At 41.7% G+C, this 21444-nt stretch carries 25 protein-coding genes and 2 pseudogenes; 14 read left to right on the forward strand and 13 right to left on the reverse strand.

Annotated elements, in window-relative coordinates; translation table 11 throughout:
* Positions 1–53 precede the first annotated feature (53 nt).
* Entirely contained in the window at positions 54–314 is a 261-nt protein-coding gene (locus RMY64_RS16385) for a PIN domain-containing protein (RefSeq protein ID WP_322700619.1), read from the forward strand.
* Here the strand turns inward: RMY64_RS16385 and RMY64_RS16390 are convergent, their stop codons facing one another.
* From RMY64_RS16390 to RMY64_RS16400, 3 genes are all read right to left on the reverse strand, one after another.
* On the reverse strand, positions 315–1913 hold the full coding sequence (locus tag RMY64_RS16390; protein ID WP_322686441.1) for an Hsp70 family protein: 1599 nt from the start codon (positions 1911–1913) through the stop codon (positions 315–317).
* A 314-nt stretch (positions 1914–2227) separates the two neighbouring features.
* Positions 2228–2350: a hypothetical protein gene (locus RMY64_RS16395; protein ID WP_322670270.1), complete on the reverse strand. Its 123-nt coding sequence runs from the start codon at positions 2348–2350 to the stop codon at positions 2228–2230.
* A gap of 89 nt (positions 2351–2439) precedes the next feature.
* On the reverse strand, positions 2440–3885 hold the full coding sequence (locus tag RMY64_RS16400; RefSeq protein ID WP_322700620.1) for an MFS transporter: 1446 nt from the start codon (positions 3883–3885) through the stop codon (positions 2440–2442).
* Between the two features lie 193 nt (positions 3886–4078).
* Between RMY64_RS16400 and RMY64_RS16405 the strand changes: the two are divergent.
* The 5 genes and pseudogenes from RMY64_RS16405 to RMY64_RS16425 all read left to right on the forward strand — a co-directional run.
* Positions 4079–4426 (forward strand): annotated as a pseudogene (locus RMY64_RS16405) (transposase); the annotation flags it as partial.
* A 137-nt stretch (positions 4427–4563) separates the two neighbouring features.
* Positions 4564–4698 (forward strand): hypothetical protein, encoded by a 135-nt coding sequence (locus tag RMY64_RS16410; protein WP_322700621.1) that lies wholly within the window; start codon positions 4564–4566, stop codon positions 4696–4698.
* Positions 4699–4756: 58 nt separating this feature from the next.
* Positions 4757–5296: a universal stress protein gene (locus RMY64_RS16415; protein WP_322670273.1), complete on the forward strand. Its 540-nt coding sequence runs from the start codon at positions 4757–4759 to the stop codon at positions 5294–5296.
* A 49-nt stretch (positions 5297–5345) separates the two neighbouring features.
* The gene (locus RMY64_RS16420; RefSeq protein WP_322670274.1) at positions 5346–5549 is read left to right on the forward strand and encodes a hypothetical protein; all 204 of its coding nucleotides are present in this window, start codon (positions 5346–5348) and stop codon (positions 5547–5549) included.
* 160 nt (positions 5550–5709) lie between these two features.
* Positions 5710–5994, forward strand: coding sequence for a WYL domain-containing protein (locus tag RMY64_RS16425; protein ID WP_322686437.1), 285 nt, complete (start codon positions 5710–5712; stop codon positions 5992–5994).
* A 117-nt stretch (positions 5995–6111) separates the two neighbouring features.
* On the opposite strand, the gene RMY64_RS16430 is transcribed toward RMY64_RS16425, so the two are convergent.
* The 3 genes from RMY64_RS16430 to fni all read right to left on the reverse strand — a co-directional run bounded on the left by RMY64_RS16430 (position 6112) and on the right by fni (position 9852).
* Complete coding sequence (locus tag RMY64_RS16430) at positions 6112–6351, reverse strand: hypothetical protein (RefSeq protein ID WP_104909601.1); 240 nt, start codon at positions 6349–6351, stop codon at positions 6112–6114.
* A 505-nt stretch (positions 6352–6856) separates the two neighbouring features.
* Positions 6857–8692: a signal peptide peptidase SppA gene (gene sppA / locus RMY64_RS16435; RefSeq protein WP_322700622.1), complete on the reverse strand. Its 1836-nt coding sequence runs from the start codon at positions 8690–8692 to the stop codon at positions 6857–6859.
* 110 nt (positions 8693–8802) lie between these two features.
* Positions 8803–9852, reverse strand: a complete 1050-nt coding sequence (fni, locus tag RMY64_RS16440; protein ID WP_322670277.1) for a type 2 isopentenyl-diphosphate Delta-isomerase — start codon at positions 9850–9852, stop codon at positions 8803–8805.
* A 153-nt stretch (positions 9853–10005) separates the two neighbouring features.
* Here fni and RMY64_RS16445 point away from each other — a divergent pair, with 153 nt between their 5' ends.
* Entirely contained in the window at positions 10006–10590 is a 585-nt protein-coding gene (locus tag RMY64_RS16445) for a Uma2 family endonuclease (protein ID WP_322670278.1), read from the forward strand.
* A gap of 247 nt (positions 10591–10837) precedes the next feature.
* Here the strand turns inward: RMY64_RS16445 and RMY64_RS16450 are convergent, their stop codons facing one another.
* Positions 10838–11068: a hypothetical protein gene (locus tag RMY64_RS16450; protein ID WP_322670279.1), complete on the reverse strand. Its 231-nt coding sequence runs from the start codon at positions 11066–11068 to the stop codon at positions 10838–10840.
* Positions 11069–11149: 81 nt separating this feature from the next.
* Here RMY64_RS16450 and RMY64_RS16455 point away from each other — a divergent pair.
* Positions 11150–11455: pseudogene (locus RMY64_RS16455) on the forward strand (REP-associated tyrosine transposase); the annotation flags it as partial.
* Between the two features lie 212 nt (positions 11456–11667).
* Here the strand turns inward: RMY64_RS16455 and RMY64_RS16460 are convergent.
* The 4 genes from RMY64_RS16460 to ndhC all read right to left on the reverse strand — a co-directional run bounded on the left by RMY64_RS16460 (position 11668) and on the right by ndhC (position 15372).
* Entirely contained in the window at positions 11668–13392 is a 1725-nt protein-coding gene (locus RMY64_RS16460; RefSeq protein ID WP_322670281.1) for a DUF262 domain-containing HNH endonuclease family protein, read from the reverse strand.
* Between the two features lie 366 nt (positions 13393–13758).
* Positions 13759–14289 carry an NAD(P)H-quinone oxidoreductase subunit J gene (locus RMY64_RS16465; RefSeq protein WP_322670282.1) on the reverse strand — a complete coding sequence of 177 codons (531 nt, stop codon included), beginning with the start codon at positions 14287–14289 and terminating at the stop codon, positions 13759–13761.
* Positions 14282–15019, reverse strand: a complete 738-nt coding sequence (gene ndhK, locus RMY64_RS16470; protein WP_322670283.1) for a photosynthetic/respiratory NAD(P)H-quinone oxidoreductase subunit K — start codon at positions 15017–15019, stop codon at positions 14282–14284. Before ndhK ends, RMY64_RS16465 begins: the two co-directional genes overlap by 8 nt.
* On the reverse strand, positions 15010–15372 hold the full coding sequence (gene ndhC, locus RMY64_RS16475; protein WP_012411797.1) for a photosynthetic/respiratory NAD(P)H-quinone oxidoreductase subunit C: 363 nt from the start codon (positions 15370–15372) through the stop codon (positions 15010–15012). Before ndhC ends, ndhK begins: the two co-directional genes overlap by 10 nt.
* Positions 15373–15769: 397 nt before the next feature.
* On the opposite strand from ndhC, the gene RMY64_RS16480 reads away from it, so the two are divergent.
* The 6 genes from RMY64_RS16480 (at position 15770) to RMY64_RS16505 (ending at position 18182) form a co-directional block, all read left to right on the forward strand.
* Positions 15770–16105 carry a rubredoxin gene (locus RMY64_RS16480; RefSeq protein ID WP_094348032.1) on the forward strand — a complete coding sequence of 112 codons (336 nt, stop codon included), beginning with the start codon at positions 15770–15772 and terminating at the stop codon, positions 16103–16105.
* A gap of 141 nt (positions 16106–16246) precedes the next feature.
* Complete coding sequence (locus RMY64_RS16485) at positions 16247–17266, forward strand: photosynthesis system II assembly factor Ycf48 (protein ID WP_322686432.1); 1020 nt, start codon at positions 16247–16249, stop codon at positions 17264–17266.
* Between the two features lie 200 nt (positions 17267–17466).
* Positions 17467–17715, forward strand: a complete 249-nt coding sequence (gene psbE / locus RMY64_RS16490) for a cytochrome b559 subunit alpha (RefSeq protein ID WP_094348030.1) — start codon at positions 17467–17469, stop codon at positions 17713–17715.
* 9 nt (positions 17716–17724) lie between these two features.
* Complete coding sequence (gene psbF / locus RMY64_RS16495) at positions 17725–17862, forward strand: cytochrome b559 subunit beta (RefSeq protein WP_015115279.1); 138 nt, start codon at positions 17725–17727, stop codon at positions 17860–17862.
* 8 nt (positions 17863–17870) lie between these two features.
* Entirely contained in the window at positions 17871–17993 is a 123-nt protein-coding gene (locus RMY64_RS16500) for a photosystem II reaction center protein L (protein WP_322670285.1), read from the forward strand.
* 69 nt (positions 17994–18062) lie between these two features.
* A complete protein-coding gene (locus RMY64_RS16505) occupies positions 18063–18182 on the forward strand; it encodes a photosystem II reaction center protein J (protein ID WP_012411803.1) in 120 nt (39 codons plus the stop codon).
* Positions 18183–18352: 170 nt separating this feature from the next.
* On the opposite strand, the gene psaI is transcribed toward RMY64_RS16505, so the two are convergent.
* Both psaI and RMY64_RS16515 read right to left on the reverse strand, forming a co-directional pair.
* Positions 18353–18502 (reverse strand): photosystem I reaction center subunit VIII, encoded by a 150-nt coding sequence (psaI, locus tag RMY64_RS16510; RefSeq protein WP_322670286.1) that lies wholly within the window; start codon positions 18500–18502, stop codon positions 18353–18355.
* Positions 18503–18736: 234 nt separating this feature from the next.
* A complete protein-coding gene (locus RMY64_RS16515) occupies positions 18737–21391 on the reverse strand; it encodes a hypothetical protein (RefSeq protein ID WP_416212151.1) in 2655 nt (884 codons plus the stop codon).
* Between the last annotated feature and the right edge of the window lie 53 nt (positions 21392–21444).

Raw genomic sequence — 21444 nt, forward strand, 5'->3', positions numbered from 1 at the left:
TATATGCACTGCAACGATTCCACCTTTATTATAAGTAATTATCCGAACTTGATATGACATCCAAACCCAACCCTAGAATTCAAATATGGTTTGATAACTTTTTAGAAAATAACTGTCAAGTATTGCCCATCACCATTGAAATTGCCAAGCGCTCCGGTGAATTGCGAGGTCAACTAAGATTAAGTGGGAAAACACACACCCAAGCAGATATGATGATTGCTGCTACTGCTCAAATTCATCAATTGACCTTAGTAACGCGCAACATCCGGGATTTCGATGGCTGCGGTATCCCACTTTTAAATCCTTTTACTTAATTAACTCAACTGTGCCACAAGTTGATTCTCCAACAGCGTGTCATTAGTTAACAAGTCTTCAACAGTGATTCGTAAAAAGCGTTGTTCATCAACTTGAAAGAGGATTTTGATGCGATCGCTTCCAGGATATCCGGTTGGTGTGAGTTGGGCAATTGTCTTCGCACCTTCTCGATCGTTGAGGGGTTTGACGTTGGTTTCATTATTGTCCATACGGCGAGTAATCAAGCGATCGCCATCAAAATAAACTTCAGTACTACCTGTATCTGCTCCCAATTCTCCCATAATTAGTTCAATACTGGGTTGATTTTCTACAGAAGCACCTAAGACTAATTCCACTGGCTGAGTCATCGGATATGCTTGTCCAGCTTTAATTAAAGAATGCCATTTGTGGCGCTGATTGCGACGATCCCAGTAGCGGATACCATAACTATGATAGAGGAAGTCTTTGATTTGTATCCCTTGTGCTAACTGTAATGCACCTTGAGCGATCGCTTCAAAGGGACGTTCGCAACGGATTTTTTCTGGCTCAAAATACTGTTTGATCCATGTCTGCACTGCTGGCAATTGTACTGTCCCACCAACTAACAAAACTGCACTAATATCTGGAAGTTCTATCCCTTGCCGTCTTGCTTGCTGCAACAGTGTCGTCATCGACTCATCCAATAACTCAAAAAAGGCGTGTTCTTTGAGGATATCGTCAAAAGTGTCGCGGTTTAGTTCCAGTTCATAACTTTCAAATGTCTCATCGTCAAAATAAACTTCACTAGCTTGGTTTTGAGTTGATAGCTGAATTTTTACCCGTTCAGCCAATCGTGTTGTCAAGGGACTTACCGCCAATTCTTGAGTTTTAGCAAAGTAATCTACCAACCAATTATCAATATCAGTACCACCTAGATTTTGCCCTGCTTTTGCCAGAACACGGGCAGTTTTGACTTTTTGTTTTGAATCTTCAGCTAGAGACTTATTACCCCATTTGAGGAGAAATCCCAAGGGCTTTGTGCTTGCTTGCACGCTTTGATCCAACCGAACAAGGGACAAATCCAAAGTTCCACCGCCGAAGTCAATCACCAAAAGATTTTCTCGATCTGCCAAACCATAACCCAAGGCGGCGGCTGTGGGTTCATCCAGCATTCGTACTTGTTCGACAGGGAGGCTTTGACATACTGTTCCCAACCAATGACGATAGGCTTCAAAACTGTCTACAGGTACGGTTAACACCAGAGAATCTAACCCACCTTCCAGGGGTGCTAGTTCTTCAATTACTTGAGTCAGGAACCATTGCCCTACTTGTTCAAAGGTGACAATTTGCCCATCTAGTTCGGGTAAGAAACCTTGAATATCTGCACCAATACCGCGTTTGAAGCTGCGGAAAAATCGCGTTTCGCCTTTGAGGTCAAAACCGCGATCGCGTACTTGTTGCCCGACTAAGACTTTATTTTGGGCTGCGTCTTCAACATAAACCAAGCTGGGAATCAGTGGCGGATTGAGACTTTGTTTGATTGATAAACCTGGTAGAGTCAGGGTTTCTGGCTGCTGGGTTACAGGGTTCCAACGAGCAATGACTGTGTTGCTAGTACCAAAATCGATTGCGATCGCCATATTTTATATTTATTCTCTCGCACGAAGATGCCAAAGCTGCTTTATTTGTGATTATTCTCTATAAGTTACCAAGAAAGCAAATGCACCCATAGGCTTACTTCTTTGTATCCCAACCCAGATATCGATTCAGTCTGTTGCAGCGAAGCGTTAGCTGTAATGGATAGCACAGTTAGACAACGATCCTGGGTTTTGTACCATTTGTAGCCTCCCACCAACGGACTAAGCCACATAACGGTTGAACTGAGCCTACACAAGTAGCAAATCAATATCAAGCAATTACTTCTCGCTGTTCGGCTCTGGTGATATGTTATCTTTTAATGCTTTGCAAGAACTTTCTCGATATTCTTGAGAATGTCAATTACCTCACAAGCAGATTGACTAAAAGCTTCCTTGGCAATATCTGGATTTTCTGTATACCACTCCTTATATATTGCCAAGTAATATTTTTTTGCGTAAATCCATCTTCTGATTCATTATGAAAACTACAGCAATTAACAAAGCCTCAAGTGGTTGACGTTCAATATTGTTAAATCGGTACTCTTTGCTGCTTGACTGAGAATAGGACTCGCCAAAGCTGACCCAGAGGTACAGAGCCTTGCTCTTGAACAAAAACCAAGGGCAAGAGAGCAGCCGTCCGTAGGACGGTTGAAAGAGCAAACAGTCCCAGTAAGCCACCGGCACCAGGCAGAGTCGCAAGAAAGCTACCAGCTATGATTCCCACTGCTCCAGTGACACCAGCAACCGCCCCGGCGATCGCAAAGTAAGTGGATTGATTAGTCACCGGTGCCACTCCCATCATCAGATTGTTGGTACACAGGTCAATGGCCGCCCACGTCCCAGATCCCAACACGTGTAAAAAGGGTAACCATATCCAAAGGGAAATTGAATCATTGCCAGCTACTAACCATAATACAGGCGTCACCGCCACCAAGATTCCTACTAATAACATGATCGGACGATTCCCAATCCGGTCAGACAGTTTGCCCCAGAAAACCAGCAGCAGCATATTAGCACCAGCTCCTAAACCGTTATAGATTGTTACTAGGCTGACATCTATATCCAGGTTATCTAGCATATAGAGGTTAAAGAAGGGAGCGCTGAGGTTAACGGCAAAGCACCAGATGGCAAGGTAAATCAGTAACTTCAAAAAATTGGCATCATTAAGGAAGCGAAGATGTATCCCGCTGCGGTATGGTTGGGGTGGCTCTGACCCCACGACTTTTAAAAGCTGCGGGTTCACATCGCTCATCCAGAACTGACAGCCTTGACTAAGCAGCCCAAGCACAATTCCTAGAACCAAGATTGCACCGTAGCCTTGGAGCGTTCCACTAGGCCAGATCGATACTGCTAGACCCAGCAACGGCACACCGATGAGATTCATCAAACTGAGAACACTATTGCGAAAGCCAAAATACCGCCCCCGCAACCGCCCAGGTACTAACACAGCCGTCCAGGTCATCCAGGGAGCACGGGCGAAAGCTTCAATGATATTAGCCACTAACATAATTCCTAATGTCAACAGCACTACTTGGTGCTTAGTGATATAGTTAGATGAGCTGACCAACCAAATCGCTGGCACGAGAATTATCCACAGTAGCCGCGCCGGGATGAAAATGCTCATGCAATACCAGTTGAAGCTGCTACTTCGTTCTACCAAATAAGCTCCCAGTGGTTGGAGCAGATTCACCAGCTGAGGAATAGAGGCGAGCAGACCAATTTCTACTGGCCCGGCACCCAGCTCTAGCAAGAAATTACTGAGCAACGCTGAACCGATGATACTGTAAAAAACCGCAGCAAAAAGACTCTCGAGAGTTAATGCCCTGAGACTTGTGCGAATTTGCGGTTTGGAAAGTTTAATAGGCAGATTTGTGGGAAGAATTACCGTTTGTGTTAATTCCCTATCCTCTGAGATTTCCTGAATGGGGAGAGGGATCTTTTTTAGTAAGCTTTCGTCTTCTACTTCCTGGAACATACTGAATAGCCAAAATTTAAAAAGGTTAACGCGGGCTTAATTGCTGGTTTAATGTAGAGAACAGTAGGCGCGCATCAGCCTACTGAGACAATCTTTTTGAAAGATACGTTAGGGAATGAGGGGTTATTAGCCCTGTTGTGTCACCTCAAAAATAGTATAATAATATACATAAAATAGAATTAATATACAGGGTATGGGAGAGCCTCGCTCACCCGTACAAACCATCAACTTTGTGGACGAATATTGTCTGTTGTATAAAAAGCTGTTTTTAGATGTTAGGCTTTTTGAAGCATTTAAGTATCTACATATAGGAATATAGGATGTATTTCTGATTTAAAACGAAAAGCCTCTAGAAATAGCAAAGATTGTTGGATTAGATAAGTATTAAGGGCTACATCATTTCTTAACAAATCATCTTGGGATATAGAGAAGTTAAGAGCTTTGTGTTTAGAACTAATTAATTTTATAGATACTAAAAGGTAGACAAATCATTTTAATTATTGATGAGACAGGAGATAGAAAGAAAGGAAGTAAGATTGATCTATGTTAGTTGTGATTTAGATAAACTAGGGCTACAGTAAGGAGAAGTTCGCCCAAGCATTTTTGCAGGTTTGTAGTGCCAAAGTTGAAATTATTAAGCGAACCGAAGCATAATTTCAGGTGTTGCCAAAAGCTGGGTTGTCGAGTGTACATTTGGGTGGTTTCGCTGGTTGCATCGCACAAGCCACGGACTATGAACTATTGTCAGGCGTGAGCGGGTTGATGGGCGAAACGGCAATGGTGCGCTTGATGTTGAAGCGCCTTGCTGCCTAAAGAGAACCTTTATAAATCAGCTCTTATATGGAGTCACAACAGTTTGGAGGAAGTCTATATGTTTCACAAGATTCTAGTTGCAATCGACACCTCTGCATCCGCCAAAGATGTCTTTGATAAAGCCTTGTTCTTAGCAAAAGCGAGCAAGGGCAGCCTTATGCTGTTGCATGTTCTGTCGGGTGAAGAACAGGCCAAAGTAAATATACCTATACTTCCCAGGCAGGATTACTATCCATATCCCGTGATGAGTAAAAAAACTTTGGAGTTCAATCAACAGCAGTGGGAGGTTTTGGAAAAGCAAGGTCTAGAGCTACTACAATCGTGTACAAATGAAGCAACTCTAACAGGCGTGAGTACAGAATTCATCCAATCCCCTGGCAATCCTGGTCAAACCATCTGTAAATTAGCCTCCACTTGGGGTGCTGACCTAATCGTAGTTGGACGTCAGGGTCTATCTGGTTGGAGTGAGTTAGCCTTGGGTAGTGTCAGCAATTACGTACTCCACAATGCTCCCTGCTCAGTCCTGACTATGCAACACCCAAAAATGAATACTGAATCTGCTCAAGACGAATCAAGCAGAGTTAGTGCATCGGATTAATATAATTAAAGCGAAACTCAAAGTACTATAGAGTTGGATAAGTAGTGGGTTGGTCACAATAATTCCTGAGCTTGGTTCTAACTTTGAAGAAATAATTGCAGCAGCGGATAGAGCATTATATCAGGCAAAGGCAGCAGGACGCGATCGCTTCAAGGACAATAACCTACTAGCTGCCTCGACCTGCAATTATAAAAGGCACAAAAGTAGCTTAATGTACGAAACTGAACCGACTCCCAAGGTTGAATATGCGTAAAGTTAAATCATTATTATGCACTTTAACGGCATTGCTAGCCAAGGAAAGAAAATTACAGCAAGGGATGATTAATTCATTGTCAATCCATCTGCGTTAACGATCTACGCTGTTCGGAGAACTAAAGTGAACATAGAATTATTGAGCAAACGCACAAGAAGCATTGCACAAAGATTTAGCTTCTTCATATCAGACTGCTAGTGTTTTGGCTTGGATTAGCCCAGAGTTGCAGCCGCAAGCTTTTCAGGAACTCCTTAGCTCTGCAAAGATGGCGCACTTAGCGATAGATTACATTATTAAATTGCCTGAGCGATCGCTGGAGGAGTTTTGTCGTTGGGTGTATCGCTTCATGGGTAATGCTCAGTTTATCTCTCCTCAATATCTAGCTGAACAACACCAGAAATTTGCTCGTGCATTAATAGATCGGTATTCTTCCAAAGCCACATAAATTAGGATAATTGACTCACATGACTTTAATGCTGGGCAAAAGTCAAAGTGAAGGCACTGGCTAATTAGTACAGAAACCTAATCTAACCCGGAGTTCCGGGTTAGTAGTAGTTCATACTCAATCTTCATTCCGTAACTGCCAGACTGCACCAAAAGCGGCCCCAGCCCCAGCTAACAATCCAGTACTCATTCCTTGAATAGTTTTTTGGAATGGATCTTGAGTTAGGCACTCACTTGTAACCTTACTGTCTTCCAGGCAGAGACTACTTTCTGCCCAACCAGCAGTACCTCCTAAAATTACACCAGTGATACTACAAGAAACAATTAGCAGTAAAAGACGTTGTGTTTTTCTAGCCATAGATGGATGTTTTACTCAATTTTGTATTTTAGACTTTAAATTAGCTCGGTATGTAAATACACTTGCTTTGGATAAAAGATTTTAGATTTTTCCATATTTGAGCCACTGTTTAATCGGGCTGTTTCAGCAAAATTCCAAATCTAAAATTCTGTCAAAGGTTGGAAATTGTAGTTGACTCTCAACTACTTTACACATCCGAGCAGCAAATGTCAGCTGGTTTATGGCTGGCGAGGCAAACTCATGGGCTTCGCCGTACTGGTCTGTCTTTAAATTATGGGTAAAGAATTTTGTAGTAAGAACTTTGGTTTTTATTTTCTCAGCACTAAAATCCTGACTACAAAGACTCAAAGCTAGTTTCACAAATTAGTATTCGGTAAGTTTTGCCTCATAGGCTTGGGTTAAGGGTTTGGTGTAGATGATTGGTTTTTCAAGACGCGATGAATCGCGTCTCTACAATCTGCGTTTTGGGTTGATCTGAACTGTTGATTGATGCTCAAAAAAATATCTACTCAATCTTCAAGTTGAAAGGCAAGCGGGCATACACCCCTTGTGGATCGTTCATCTTTTGCAGAATCTCAACTTCTTGTTGTAATTTTTGGAATTCGGTGGTGAGGGGATTGGCTGATTTGAGTTGCGCTGACTCAATCCCGAAAGCAGTCCGCGCCTCTTCTGTTGCACGCCCAAAAAAGCGTTCTCCGAAGCTGCTAGTGCGAGGATATTCTTGCACTTCCCAGTCGTCTCCTAATTTCGCCTCTTTGACAGCATAAGCGATCGCAGTATTCAAACCACCAATCTCATCCACCAAACCAATTTCTTTGGCTGCTTCACCCGACCAAACCCTTCCTTGGGCAATTTCTGCTACTTTTTGTTCTGGGAGTTTCCGACCTTGAGAAACTTTATTCAGAAACATATTATAAATACGGTTAACACTGCGCTGATAAATTTCTAACTCTTGAGGCGATTTCGGACGCGAAACTGTTTGACTATCAGCATAGCGTGCGGTTTTCACCGAATCCCAAGTAATACCATTATTACTGGCCAGCTTTTCCCCATTGAATAAGATCCCAAACACCCCTATGGAGCCTGTAATGGTATTTGGTTCTGCAAAAATGCGATTAGAGTCGCTAGCAATCCAATAACCACCAGAGGCGGCGACATCACCCATTGACACTACAACTGGTTTTACCTCACGAGTTAATTTCACTTCTCGCTGCATGACTTCGGCTGCGGTAGCGCTACCACCAGGACTATTAATTCGTAATACAACAGCCTTCACATCTTTATCTTGTCGCAGCTTGTTGAAGATTTTCGCAAAGCGATCGCCTCCTACTTGCCCATCTTCTCCTTTACCATCGACAATCTCGCCCTCAGCATAAACAACAGCTATTTGATTTTTGGAGTTACGTTCTACACCCAAAGATTTACCAGAAACTTGTGCGTAGCTATTCAGGCTAATTTGTCGGAATGTTTTGTCTTCTTTATCGCTATTTGTCAACTTTTTCAGGTCAGCGACAACTTCATCGGGGTATTGTACTAGATCGACTAAACCGCTAGTTTTGGCTTGCGTGGCTTCTAGTAAGGATTGATTATCTGCGATCGCTTGTAACTTATTGGGTTCAATTTTCCGACTTGCGCCGACAGCAGTGCGCCACTCTCCCCAAACATCATCCAACAATTTCTGAGTTTGTTCGCGGTTTTCTGGACTCAACTTGTTGAGAATAAATGGTTCAACGGCTCCCTTAAATTTCCCAACTCGCACGACTTGAACGCCAATGCCATACTTTTGCAATGCTCCCGCTAAAAACATTGGTTGTGAACTCAAACCGTTGACTTCCATCATTCCTAGAGGGTTAAGGACAATGGAATCTGCCACTGAACTAACGTAATATTCCTTTTCACTCCAATCACTGCCATAGGCGACAACCTTTTTCCCCGCAGCGCGAAACTCCTCCAGCGCTTTCCGAATTTCTTTCAGAGAAGCATAGCCAACGTTACCAGTTTGGCTTGTGTTCGTTGCATCCACATAGATCCCGACAATGCGCGGATCGCGCCGCGCCTTTTCCAAAGTTTCCACAACTTTGCGGAGTGCCATTCTATCTTCATCCACACCTGAGATTGTGTTTTGAAACAGTTCGCCTGAACTAGGTTCGCCATCAGTAATTTTCATTGACAAGTCAAAAACCAACACTGACTTATTTTTTACATTTGGCCCAGTATCTTTAGACGAGCTAGCAGCAAAGATCAGCAAGAACAGTCCAGTAGTTCCCAGACCAGCGAAAATAATTAGTCCTAGTAAAGTGCCAACTAAACTAGCAAAAGTTTGTTTGATAAAATTACGCATTAGTTATTAGTCATTGGGCATGGGGCATGGGGCATTGGGCATTGGGCATTGGGCATTTATAAATGACAAAGGACAAATGACGAATGACTAATGACTAATGACCTATTTACTTATTCTATGCGCTGTAAACTGCCAGAGTGCTTTAACTGATACAAGGTGGCATTGCCAGTACAAAATAAGACTGTGGTGATTTCAGCGATTAATACCTCAGCGAGTTCCGCAACTGCTGTCTCTGATATTGCTGCGGCTTGCAAGAAAGGCATTGCTAAACCAGCTATATCTGCTCCCAAAGCGATCGCAGATGCAACATCCAATCCATGACGCAAACCTCCTGAAGCAATTAAGGGAACATCTTTGGCAATCGCTCTAATAGTTGTAATGCACTCTGCTGTCGGTAAACCCCAATCGGCAAATGTCCTCCCTAAACGACGTTGTAAGGGATTTTCTGCTCGTTCGCTTTCTACTTTTGCCCAAGAAGTACCCCCTGCACCCGCGACATCAATTGCTGCTACCCCAGCGGCGATCAGTTTCTCGGCGATCGCTGCTGAAATGCCGTTACCAACTTCCTTCGCAATTACTGGTACTGGCAATTTTGAGCATAAGATAGAAATCTTGTCAAGTAAACCCCGAAAATTAGTATCACCTTTGGGTTGAATGCACTCTTGTAAAGGGTTAATGTGTAAAATCAAGGCATCAGCTTCTAAAATATCAACTACGCGCAAACATTCATCTAAACCGTACTTGTAGTTAAGTTGCACAGCCCCCAAGTTTGCAAATAGTAGAACGTCAGGGGCATACTTGCGGACAGCAAAAGTATCAGCTACTTGGGGTTTTTCTACCGCTACTCGCTGAGAACCGACACCCATCGCAATTTTGTAGTGTTGTGCGACTTGGGCCAAACGTTGGTTAATCATTGCGGCTTGTTCTGTTCCGCCAGTCATGGAAGAAATTAACAAGGGTGCGTCAAGGTGCTTCCCCAGGAAAGTTGTACTGATATCAATATCGTCGTGGTTGAGTTCGGGTAAGCAAGAATGGGTGAAACGATAACGTTCTAATCCATTGGTGATTCGATCGCACTGAACATCTTCTTCTAAGCAGATGCGAATGTGATCGGCTTTGCGATTCTGAGTTTGTGCAGAGATATTGGTAGGGGCGTTCACTGGTGGGTATGGCTAAAAGTATTGGCTTGCGATCGCTATTGTTACATTGTCTGCAACCGTATTTGTATAACAAAAATATTTATTTTGCCTATCAATAGGGTACGTTACGCTATTGATAACAGAATAATTCCTTCATTTTATGAGTTAATTAATATGGTTTTACAAACAGAAAAGCGCTACACCCCAGAAGAATATTTGGAATTAGAAGAGAAAGCTGAATATAAAAATGAATACAGAGATGGAGAGATTATACCTATAACAGGAGGGACAACCAACCACAATAAGATTGCAGGTAATTTTTATAAAAGGTTTCCCTTGACAGTGCAAGGACAAGATTATGAGATTTACATAGGCGATGTAAAATTATCAATACCTCGTCATCGCATTTATACTTATCCTGATGTAATCGTCATCAAAGGTAAGCCTATTTATGAGGGAACAAGTACAACAATTATTACTAATCCATTATTAATTGTTGAAGTCTTATCAAATTCAACTAAAAATTATGACAAAACAGATAAGTTTAAATATTATCGTTCAATTTCTGGTTTTCAGGAATATATTATGATTGACCAGTATAGTTTTGCTGTAGAACAATTTGCAAAGCAAGCAGAAGGTCAATGGATTTTTAAAGAATATGAAGGTGAAGATGCAGTTTTAGTCTTAGATTCTATCGATTTTAAAATTGCCTTGCGTGATATTTACGAACGAGTGAATTTTGAGTTGATTGAGGAATAAAACTGCGATCGTGCGATACCTGTGGTAGTCACTAAGCGGCTGGTGAGCGGAGTCGAACCATGCCGTTCGCGCAGCGTCTCGTAGAGAAGTGCGGGCTACGCCTACGCTAAATATGGGCATCATTCACCGTGAATGATGCCTACAGCAAATTGCAACTTAGTAAGGTACAGATAATCGTAGGGGCACAACATGTTGTGCCCCTACCCGTGTACTTCATTTACCTGAAATACGCTGTATTTGTTGCTCATTACGCCGTCTGTGTAGCAGCCGCTTTTGAGTCTGCCCTAGATTTTAACCGGGTGATAGTGGCTCTACGAATGCGATCGCTCTTGCGTACTCCACCTGTCATTTCGTATTCCCGGCTGTCTTTGCCATACTTCAACGCCACACCACTGACTAAGCATTCTGAAGTTTCGCGAATGGTCTTTTCAAGAGTTTCTATTTCTGACTTTGCTGTGTCAAGGGCGGTTAACATCATATTATATTGGTCAATCTGGTTGCGAAGCTGCCCGGTTAACTGGATTAAATGATTTACACTGATGGAATCACCAAAGTCGAGATCAAAAGCTATTTTAGTCGCCAGTGCATTACTCTATCACAGGAAAATCTATCTACTTCTAGGCAAAATAAAAAAGAGCGGGCTATTTGGCAGCGTAGTTTTTGGGAACACTTGATTAGAGACGAGGTAGATTTTAAAAATCACCTTGAATATATTCACTACAATCCTGTCAAACATGGTTTAGTGAAAGCTTCAAAAGATTGGGAATATTCCAGCTTTCATCGTTCTGTTCGTCAGGGTAAGTATGATATTACGTGGGGTGCTGGGCAAGAAATTGTATTTGACTTTAATATCGGTAAAGAGTAGATATCGCCTAAATTGTAGCTGAAATTGTAGGTTGGGTTAAACGAAGTGAAACCCAACATCAGCGTTGGGTAGATGGGTAATGTTGGGTTTCGTTCCTCAACCCAACCTACGAATTACTTCACATTAAGTCGTAATAAAAAAAGTATTAAATGAGTTTATTACAAGCACAAAAATTTTGAGCTACTGAAAAGCTTACGCATTCACACTTACATTTACAACTTCCAAATTTCATTATATGCTTTGTGAGACATTGCTTTGCCTCGCTCTTTGATTTCCTCCTCAGTCCATTGATTAGCCTTCAACAAATAATTATCAAGTGGATATTTTTTATCTTTTAGAATTTCAATTTTTTTCAGAAAATCATAATTTTTTAGTTCTTCACTGTTGGTTGTTTTATCTACTAATATTAAATTTCCTATCCTGCCGACTATTTCTTCCTCTCCTTTAGATTCTGCTAAGAGATGTTCAATACTGGCAGAATTATAATCAATAGGTAGTCCATTAATATTTTGTCCTATGAATTTTTCAAGTATATATTGTATGACTTTTTTATCTCTCTGTTTATTTTTTGTATAAATTAAATCCATAAAATTAACTTCAAATTCGTCCAAGCTAGGTAGTTTTTCCTTGAGCTTTCTTATTAAATTTGTATTAATTGATTGAATTTTATCTAGATTGTCAGTATTAGAAAGTTCTTGAGCATATTTGGAATAAAGTGGAGCAATTGATCCAGAAGACCTTTGAGAAGTAATAGAATTGAAAATAAAATGAAAACATTCAATTTTCCATAGTATTGGACGTAATGCCTTCAATGTTATCTTATTTTCTCTATATGCCCTCATAAGAGATAAAATCATTGATGTTTGTTGCTTTACATTAAAAAGGCGTAATGCTTTTAACGATTGATAAATACTATTTTTTTCTTCAGGGCTCCATTGATGATTATCTGGAGATACAATAGAAACATAATAATCTGAATTTTTTTGAAATTCTAATAGTAATAAACGAGATTTATTTTCAGATTCATTTTTACTAGAAGAATCAATATACTTTTTTATTTCACCAAATAACTGTTTTTGAGTTGTATCACCATACTTAGAAAGCCAATGATGGTACAAAAAAGATTCTACAACAGTTTGTTCTAGCCCATTATTATCAAATTTTTCTAAAATGCCATTCCATATCACTTTATAAGTATCTAATGTTATGTTAGAAGCTCGCAGCTTCTGTAAAATTAAGTTTTTCACCAAATCAGGTGTAGTAAGGTCTTTACCTCTAGTATTGAGAGTTTCAAAAATTAAATAAGCATCGTCTTCATTATCTAATTGAATAAATACTAGTTTTAAGGAAAGAACTTTTTTCCTTAGAGATTTTAGAGTTTCTAGAATTGGGGATATTCGCTCTTCAGATAAAGCATTACAAGATTCTTTACTATCAAATTTAGGAATTATGTCATAAAGTTTCTTATTAATTAATTCAAATGCTGATTTTAGATTTTGTTCTTCACTACCTACATTACATTGTAATTCTGCTTTGTTAAAGCTTTGTATATATCCTTGGAGATAAGGAAAAGATGTCTCAGAGTTTAAAACATATTCAGGTATATTATCTATATTAGCTTTCTCAATATATTGATGTACCCCTTTAGCTAAATTTTCATCCCCATAGTCAAGAAAAGCATTTCTTATAGCAGCAAGCATTAATGTAATAGTTGTTAATCTTTGTTGACCATCGACTATTCCATAGTATGGTTTTTCTGTTTGATAAACAACCATTGAGCCTATAAAATAATGTTCATAATCTCTAATGACAACATCATCCCAAAAGTCCTTAACCTCTTCATCTGTCCATGAATAAGGACGTTGAAATCTTGGGATTTTAAAATAACCTAGAGCAAATATATCCTGAACTTCTTTGTCATTAGCTTCGATTTTCATTGATTTCACATCCTTTAATGAAGATAAAGATTGTATTGATTAATACTATTTTAGCGTAGTAACTATTTTTACAAAATATAACGCACTAACACTCATTAAGCAGTGATATCAATCTAGCTTTAAATGTATAAAAAACTACTATTGTTTATCCATATTCAACTAATCAACCATGTACACGTTATCAAGACTATGAAAGTACAGACAAACTTCAACTCATCAAGATTTGAGTAACCAAAATCCTCTGTGTAAAATATTTGAACACTCAATTACAGCAAATTTTGTCAACCAATTTTACTTAAAACACCAAAAACATAACCCCTCTCCGCCACCGGAAAGGGGTTAATCACTGCCGAAACTCAGCAATCTCTAATAAGCGTCTTGCAACTCGTAGAAATCAGGCGAGATGTAATCCTTCCGCAAAGGCCAACCTACCCAATCTTCCGGCATCAAAAGCCGTTTGAGATTTGGGTGTCCTTCGTAGATAATGCCGAACATATCGTAAGACTCGCGCTCTTGCCAATCTGCGGTCTTCCAAATCCAGTACACAGAAGGCACTACAGGATTTTCCCGTGGTAAGAACACTTTAACTCGAACTTCTTCGGGGCGATCGCTATTATCACCGACTTTAATCAAGTGATACATACTCACCAATTCTTGTCCTGGACCAAGGTCTATACCACCTTGACACTGGAGATAATTAAACCCATAAGCATAAAGGGCTGTAGCGGTAGGAAGCAAGAAATCTGCCCCCACCTTAATTATCTCTACACCATTCTTATCCGGTGCTAAAAACTCATGGTCAAAGCCATTTTCCGTCAACCACTGGGAAACTTTACCCGCTTGTACCAATGCTTCTTCTTTCGCTGCTGGTACTGGTTTAGATTCTTCTTCAGCCACGGGTTTGTTCCTCCTTTTGCGCCTTTTCTGTCAGCAGTGCAGGTGGTATTGGCATACCAATCGCTTCCGCCAATTCCTTCGGTGGTGCAGAGCGAGTTGCTGACTGCAAATACTTACCAGTTAAGATTTCCTCTACTGGCTTCAGGTTATGAGTCGTGCTGTAATAGCGGTGAGTTTGCTTAATTTTACCCCGCTCTTGCATCGACTCATTGGAGATTTTCTTCCGCAGCTTAATGATTGCGTCGATAATTGCTTCTGGACGGGGAGGACAACCAGGTAAGTACACATCCACAGGAATCAGTTTATCGACTCCGCGTACTGCTGTGGGGGAATCAACGCTGAACATCCCGCCAGTAATTGTGCAAGCACCCATCGCAATTACATACTTTGGCTCTGGCATTTGTTCGTAAAGACGCACTAGTTGCGGAGCCATCTTCATCGTGATAGTCCCTGCCGTAATAATTAAATCGGCTTGGCGGGGGCTAGAACGGGGAATTAGCCCAAAACGGTCAAAGTCAAATCGAGAGCCAATTAAGGCTGCAAACTCAATAAAGCAGCAAGCAGTACCAAACAGCAACGGCCACAAACTAGAAAGCCGCGCCCAGTCGTAGAGGTCATCAACCGTCGTCAAAATGACGTTTTCTGAAAGGTCTTGAGTGACATTGGTACGCTCAATGGGGTTGATGATTCGTTCTTTACCCTGGGTTGTTAAGTTAGAATTCAAGACCATTCCAAAGCTCCTTTACGCCATGCGTAAACTAAAGCGACTACAAGAATTGCAATAAAGACTAGCGCTTCAATAAAAGCCAATAGCCCCAAACGGTGGAAAGCTACCGCCCAAGGATACAAGAAAACAGTCTCCACATCAAAGACGACGAAGACCAGAGCAAACATGTAGTAGCGAATGTTGAACTGAATCCAGGCTCCCCCGATGGGTTCCATGCCAGATTCATAAGTGGTGCGACGTTCTGGAGCGTAACCACTGGGTCGTAGGAGCTTGGAAGCTGAGAGCGCTAAGGCAGGTACTAGGCTACAGATGATGAAGAAACCTAGAAGGTACTCGTAACCGCTGAGGACAAACACAATGAGTATCTACCGCTTATGGAGTATTTTAAGTAGTGAGTGGAGATTGAGTACTGATGACTAGAGATTAAGGATTTTAGGAGTGGGGGAGCAGGGGAGCAGGGGAGCAGGGGAGCAGGGGAGAGTTCTTGTATAAGTTCTTTCCCCTCTGCCCCTCTGCCCCTTTGCACCTCTGCCTCTTGATACCCCATACCCAATGCCCCATGCCCAATGCCCCATGCCCAATCCCTTAACTGCGTAACTTTCTTTTACATTATATCTGTTTGGTTTTTCTGAAATCTGGGAAACAGACGCACTTTAGGTATTTGATTCGCTTTTGCTAGTGATAGAAAAGCCTAACAATTATGTCATAATTTTTAACGTATATTTAAGATTTCTCCTTTGCGAGGCCTTAGCCATGAGCGAACCAGCTGTTGAGACTACGGTGTTAGACCGCTACGAGTGTCGCGCCTGCGGTTATGTTTACGAACCCGAAAAGGGAGACGACAAAGATGATATTGCTTCAGGGACAAGCTTTGCAGAACTGCCCATAAATTGGCGTTGTCCAGTTTGTTCTGCTAAAAAGACTGCTTTTGCCAACATCGGCCCTGCCGGTACTGCATCCGGCTTTAAAGAAAATCTCGGTTATGGTTTGGGTGTTAACAACCTAACGCCAACCCAAAAGAATATCCTAATTTTTGGTGCTTTGGCTCTTGGCTTCTTGTTTTTTATCAGTCTTTACGGCTTACAATGACAGCCTTTAAGCAATTCCAAATAACGCTCTCTACCAGAGGCTTTACACTGCGCTAACAAAATTCAAAATGAAAAAGCCAGGACTTTACAGCATCCTGGCTGCCAACTGCTACCAAAATTTAGAAATAACTAAGAAATACTGATGCATTCAATTGTGAAAGGTTGGCAACGAATATTTGCCTTGTTAATAGTAGTCGCGATCTGCATAGGTTGTAGCCAAGTTCCCTCTGTTAGCTACAACCCTTGGAAAGTCATTTCTGTGCCAACAGACTCAAATTTATTGGATATTGCTTTTACTGATAACCTTGAGCATGGCTACTTAGTCGGTAGCAATGCCACACTATTGGAAACCAATGACGGTGGTAATACCTGGAAACCAATAACACTGCAACTAGATGAGCAGAAGTATCGCTTTGACTCAGTAAGTTTTGTAGGTAAAGAAGGCTGGATTGCCGGAGAGCCTGGACTTTTACTACACACTACCGATGAAGGTGCTTCTTGGTCGCGTATCCCCCTGAGCGAAAAGCTACCAGGTAGTCCGATCGCAGTTAAGGCGCTAGCAGACAATACAGCGGAAATGGCTACTAATGTTGGAGCCATATATAAGACCACAGACGGCGGCAAAAACTGGAAAGCCCAAGTGGAATCAGCAGTGGGTGTGGTGCGTAACTTAGAGCGTTCTGCTGATGGTAAGTATGTTGCCGTTTCCGCTAAGGGGAGTTTCTACTCGACTTGGGAACCAGGCCAAGATGCTTGGGTTCCCCATAACCGCAATAGTTCTCGGCGAGTAGAAAACATGGGCTTTGGTGACAATGGGCAATTGTGGTTGCTAGCTAGAGGAGGTCAAGTTCAGTTTAGTGACCCAACTAAACCTGAAGAATGGCAAGAAGCAAAATATCCAGAGTTATCCACCAGTTGGGGTTTACTGGATTTGGCATATCGCACACCCAATGAAATTTGGGTAGGTGGCGGTAGCGGTAATTTGCTACGCAGTGCCGACGGTGGCAAAACCTGGGAAAAAGACCGTGAGGTTGAAGAAGTTGCAGCTAATTTGTACAAGATTGTGTTTTTAGAGCCAGAGCGGGGATTTATAATTGGCGATCGCGGCGTTTTGCTCAAATATCTACCAAATCCTGAAACAACTTCCCCAGAAGCAGCTTAATGGGGACTGGGGACTAGGGACTAGGGACTGGGGATTAGGGACTAGGTAAGAGTTTTCTCAATGCCCAGTACCCAATACCCAGTACCCAGTACCCAATCCCCAATACCTATTTCTGAGAAGAACTTTGCAACTTGTAACTCTTTCTTAACTTTGTAGGATAATAAACTCAATAACACTCTATGTATAAGGTAGGGATCTAAATGTCAGGTACCACTGGAGAACGTCCGTTTTCGGACATTATTACTAGCGTTCGTTACTGGGTAATCCACAGCATCACCATCCCGGCATTATTTATTGCTGGTTGGCTATTTGTCAGCACCGGACTGGCTTATGATGCTTTTGGTACACCCCGTCCCAACGAGTATTTCACACCAGCGCGGCAGGAAGTGCCCATTGTGAAGAACCGTTTTGAAGCTAAAAAACAAGTTGAAGAATTTATTGGAAAGTAGTTTGAGATCATGACTAGCGGAAACAACATCAATCAACCAGTTACCTATCCAATTTTTACCGTTAGATGGCTGGCAGTACACACCTTAGGTGTACCAACTGTATTCTTTTTAGGCGCGATCGCCGCAATGCAATTTATTCAACGTTAGGAGCAATTATGGTAGAAAGATCGCCTAATCCCAATAATCAGCCGGTTGAACTAAACCGGACTTCTCTATACCTGGGATTACTAATGATTTTCGTTCTGGGTATTCTGTTTTCTAGTTACTTCTTTAACTAATTAGAAGTACTGTTGTTAATCTTGGTTTATGAACGTGTGTTGATTTGTTGTTAAGGGAGGAGAGAAGCTGTGTCTGGAAGTGGGAGAATTCCCCTGTGGGTCGTCGCTACGATCGCAGGTTTAGGTATAATTACAGTCTTGGGCATTTTCTTTTATGGTGCCTACGCCGGACTCGGTTCTTCGATTTAACATTAGTTAGTTTGAACCGAATACTATAAGTTAGAACTTTCTAGCATTTGTTGAGAAATCAACGTTAAAAAAACCGCCTGTCTCTATGAGATGGGCGGTATTAATTTTGGTCAATTGTCCTTTGTCTTTTGTTTTTTGCAAATGACTAATGACTAATGACTACATCAGTATCAGTTGATATCGCTGATATCGTCGTTTTCAATGTATAAAAACAGAAACGCAAAGACCACACCTGGCAAAACCCAACCAATTATGGGCACGAAGATCGCAGACAAGTACGAAGTACTAGCCAAGACAGTAGGTAAAAAAGATGCTGCCATAGTTAAAGGTTCCTATGAAATCACACTACAATTCAAGATGAGCTTACTGCAAATTCTGCCAAATTTTTGAAATTCTTTCATATTTTTAACACAGGGGAAATTGGGAGGTGGGGGACAAGGGGATAAGGGGACAAGAGGGAATTATTAGAACAAGTCTCTTCTTTGTCTTTGCCCTCTTCCTTGTTTACCTTGTCTCTCGTCCATGCCCAATGCCCAATGCCCCTCATACCTGAGTTACATACCCAGGAGTTCATCTAGTTGCAAGCTTGGCAAGTCTGGAGGAATCACGGTTCGCACTATTGTGACTTTGTGACTCTCCTGTTGGGTTGTTAGATCGAGTGCGATCGCTCCTAAGCGAATTTCCAAACAGCCAAAAGGAATGTTTAATTGTGTCATCACTTCCAAATCTCCCGATGCATTAGGAAGTAAATTTGTCAATAAATGCGGCCCATCTAGTAAGTAGCGAGTTTGATAATCTTCAAGCCATAACTTGACAACAACTTGCAGAGGTACTTCCGGCAGTACTACGCGCACTATGACAGACTTGCCAGCAATTAATTCACCTTCTGGCACATACAAATGTGGAGTTGGCAAAGGCTCAGTGGCTGCCGCAATTAGAGGTAAGGAAGAAGATGAATATAACAGTGGTTGCTCCTTTTCTTCAAAGGTGTCACTCTCTTTTGCATCGCCTTCCAGTTCGCTATCTGTATCATCTACAACGATTTCTTGCGCCAACCAAGCTGACGCTATATTTATTTTTATTGGAGGGGGAGGGGGCGGTACTTGTGTTAGCAGAGCCGATGAGATTGTTGGTTCTTCTAGTACTTTTTCTATTTCCGTATTTTCTCCAATCCCTAGTTCCACTTCCTGCGCTGTGTCTATATCTTCCCCAAAGTTCTCCAGTTCAGGAGCCAATCCTTCGACTTCTTCCCATGTCTCTTGTCCGTTGGGCATTTCAGCCAACATAAGTTGTGAACGGCTCCAATTTTCGTTCAGATTATTCTCCGTGTTGGCATTTAGGTCTAATGGCAAGTTAACATCAACATTCGCATTTTCTGTACTAGGAGGAAGGGGTATCTGCTGCGGTGGAACATAGTGATTGTAATCTTGAGGTTGCAGATCGTTGATATATTCAGGCAAGGAGTATCCTTGGCTCTGCATCCACTTCCTGAGCAGGGGAGATGAATAAAGGTTTCCGGTTGTAATTAATTGTGCATTTTGCGGGGCTTCGATTTCAGCAACAGATTCTTCCTGAAATTGTGCATTTTGCGGGGCTTCGATTTCAGCAACAGATTCTTCCTGAAATTGTTCATTCTGCGGGGCTTCGATTTCAGCAACAGATTCTTCCTGAAATTGTGCGTCACCTACTCCTAATTCAGGTATATTTTCATCTTCAGCCACAGTTGCGTCCAACTTTGGTAAGTCTTCAGCCGCTTTAACTTCCAATGTATCTGAAAGAACATTATTTTCTACTTTTTCTTCGGCATCATCTGGTAAAGCTTGTAGCCGTTTCAAGTATGGCAAAGTAGTCTCGATTATTGGCATTCGACGTTGCTTGATGACCAACTGCTCTAAATTTATGGTGGCTATAGTAGCATCCTTTTTTAGCTCCTCCGGTGTCTGTGGTTCTGCAACAACATCTGTGGGAAGGTTGGCATCACTTTGAATAGGGGGCAGTTTCGGTAATTGAGGCAACGAAATGCTTGAATTCTTGAACTTAGATGTCCGCAGGTTAGCTTCTCGCAGAACTTGCAGGTTAATTTGCGGTGGTAAAGGTGTGTTTGGGGATGGATTAACTATCTGAGACTGGTCTGTTTTTGGAGTTTTGACCAGATTTAATAGTTTTAAATCGAGCCTAACAGGTGTCTCTGTTTCTGTGAAAGCAGCAGATGAGTCCGATGTTGCTATGAGGTGATTTAAAGATGTACTAGATTTTGCTGCGGCTGTGATTGCCAGTAATTCTGTTACATCTGCTGTAATGGTGAAGGACTGGGTAGCTAACGGCATGACTTCGCCAGCATCGGCGAATTTCCCATACAAACTGATATCTGCCAAAATTAGCTTAGATTCACAATCAGCAGGAATATCAATTGAGGTATTGATGGTAAAGGGCAACTCCTTATCTGATAAGGGTTGCCGTACTTTGGTCAATATTTTCGAGTTCTTGGGCGATCGCAGTTCAATTTCTACCTCAAGCGCCCGCAAGCTTTTTGAAGATGATGTTTCATCCCAATCTAGATTTGTCTTTTCTTGGAATTCTATATACCCGTTGATTATAAGAGCTTGTCCCCAACGAGCAATATAATTATCCTGACTTAAAATTAGCAGTAATAATGGCGGTAGTTGTGTTGCTGAAGAATCTGTAACTTTTTCATCTTGCGGCAGCAGTTCAGAGGTGGGTAAAGCTAAATCTATTAAATTTTGTAAAATCTGCTCTGCCGTCTCTCCTTTGAGCCATACAGGACTTACAGGTAGATCGATAACTATATCTTCATCTTCTTCCGTTTCATCTGAGGCAACAGTGGTAACAAGGTTGCCATCTGTAGTAATTGCCAATTCTTCAGAAACTGCGATCGCTCGATCTAGCCCAATTTCAGTTTCTGCTGGGGCATTAGATTCCAAGTTCTCTTCATCTGAGGCAACAGTGGTAACAAGGTTGCCATCTGTAGTAATTGCCAATTCTTCAGAAACTGCGATCGCTCGATCTAGCCCAATTTCAGTTTCTGCTGGGGCATTAGATTCCAAGTTCTCTTCATCTGAGGCAACAGTGGTAACAAGGTTGCTATCTGTAGTAATTGCCAGTTCAGAAACAGCGATCGCTCGATCTGGCTCAATTGCAGTTTCTGCTGGGGCATGAGATTCCAAGTTCTCTTCATCTGGCGCAACCATGAGGTTGCCATCTGTAGTAATTGCCAGTCCTTCAGAAACTGCGATCGCTCGAT

The sequence above is a fragment of the Nostoc sp. DedQUE08 genome (genome assembly GCF_034530895.1).
Classification (GTDB): domain Bacteria; phylum Cyanobacteriota; class Cyanobacteriia; order Cyanobacteriales; family Nostocaceae; genus Nostoc.

Excerpts from the sequence above, each read along its gene's own strand:
- RMY64_RS16385 (WP_322700619.1), top strand. The coding sequence starts at position 54 with ATGACATCCAAACCCAACCCTAGAATTCAAATATGGTTTGATAACTTT.
- RMY64_RS16390 (WP_322686441.1), bottom strand. The coding sequence starts at position 1,913 with ATGGCGATCGCAATCGATTTTGGTACTAGCAACACAGTCATTGCTCGT.
- RMY64_RS16400 (WP_322700620.1), bottom strand. The coding sequence starts at position 3,885 with ATGTTCCAGGAAGTAGAAGACGAAAGCTTACTAAAAAAGATCCCTCTC.
- RMY64_RS16415 (WP_322670273.1), top strand. The coding sequence starts at position 4,757 with ATGTTTCACAAGATTCTAGTTGCAATCGACACCTCTGCATCCGCCAAA.
- RMY64_RS16430 (WP_104909601.1), bottom strand. The coding sequence starts at position 6,351 with ATGGCTAGAAAAACACAACGTCTTTTACTGCTAATTGTTTCTTGTAGT.
- sppA (WP_322700622.1), bottom strand. The coding sequence starts at position 8,692 with ATGCGTAATTTTATCAAACAAACTTTTGCTAGTTTAGTTGGCACTTTA.
- RMY64_RS16445 (WP_322670278.1), top strand. The coding sequence starts at position 10,006 with ATGGTTTTACAAACAGAAAAGCGCTACACCCCAGAAGAATATTTGGAA.
- RMY64_RS16450 (WP_322670279.1), bottom strand. The coding sequence starts at position 11,068 with ATGATGTTAACCGCCCTTGACACAGCAAAGTCAGAAATAGAAACTCTT.
- RMY64_RS16460 (WP_322670281.1), bottom strand. The coding sequence starts at position 13,392 with ATGAAAATCGAAGCTAATGACAAAGAAGTTCAGGATATATTTGCTCTA.
- ndhK (WP_322670283.1), bottom strand. The coding sequence starts at position 15,019 with ATGGTCTTGAATTCTAACTTAACAACCCAGGGTAAAGAACGAATCATC.
- RMY64_RS16480 (WP_094348032.1), top strand. The coding sequence starts at position 15,770 with ATGAGCGAACCAGCTGTTGAGACTACGGTGTTAGACCGCTACGAGTGT.
- RMY64_RS16485 (WP_322686432.1), top strand. The coding sequence starts at position 16,247 with ATGCATTCAATTGTGAAAGGTTGGCAACGAATATTTGCCTTGTTAATA.
- psbE (WP_094348030.1), top strand. The coding sequence starts at position 17,467 with ATGTCAGGTACCACTGGAGAACGTCCGTTTTCGGACATTATTACTAGC.
- psbF (WP_015115279.1), top strand. The coding sequence starts at position 17,725 with ATGACTAGCGGAAACAACATCAATCAACCAGTTACCTATCCAATTTTT.
- RMY64_RS16500 (WP_322670285.1), top strand. The coding sequence starts at position 17,871 with ATGGTAGAAAGATCGCCTAATCCCAATAATCAGCCGGTTGAACTAAAC.
- psaI (WP_322670286.1), bottom strand. The coding sequence starts at position 18,502 with ATGGCAGCATCTTTTTTACCTACTGTCTTGGCTAGTACTTCGTACTTG.
- RMY64_RS16515 (WP_416212151.1), bottom strand. The coding sequence starts at position 21,391 with ATGGTTGCGCCAGATGAAGAGAACTTGGAATCTCATGCCCCAGCAGAA.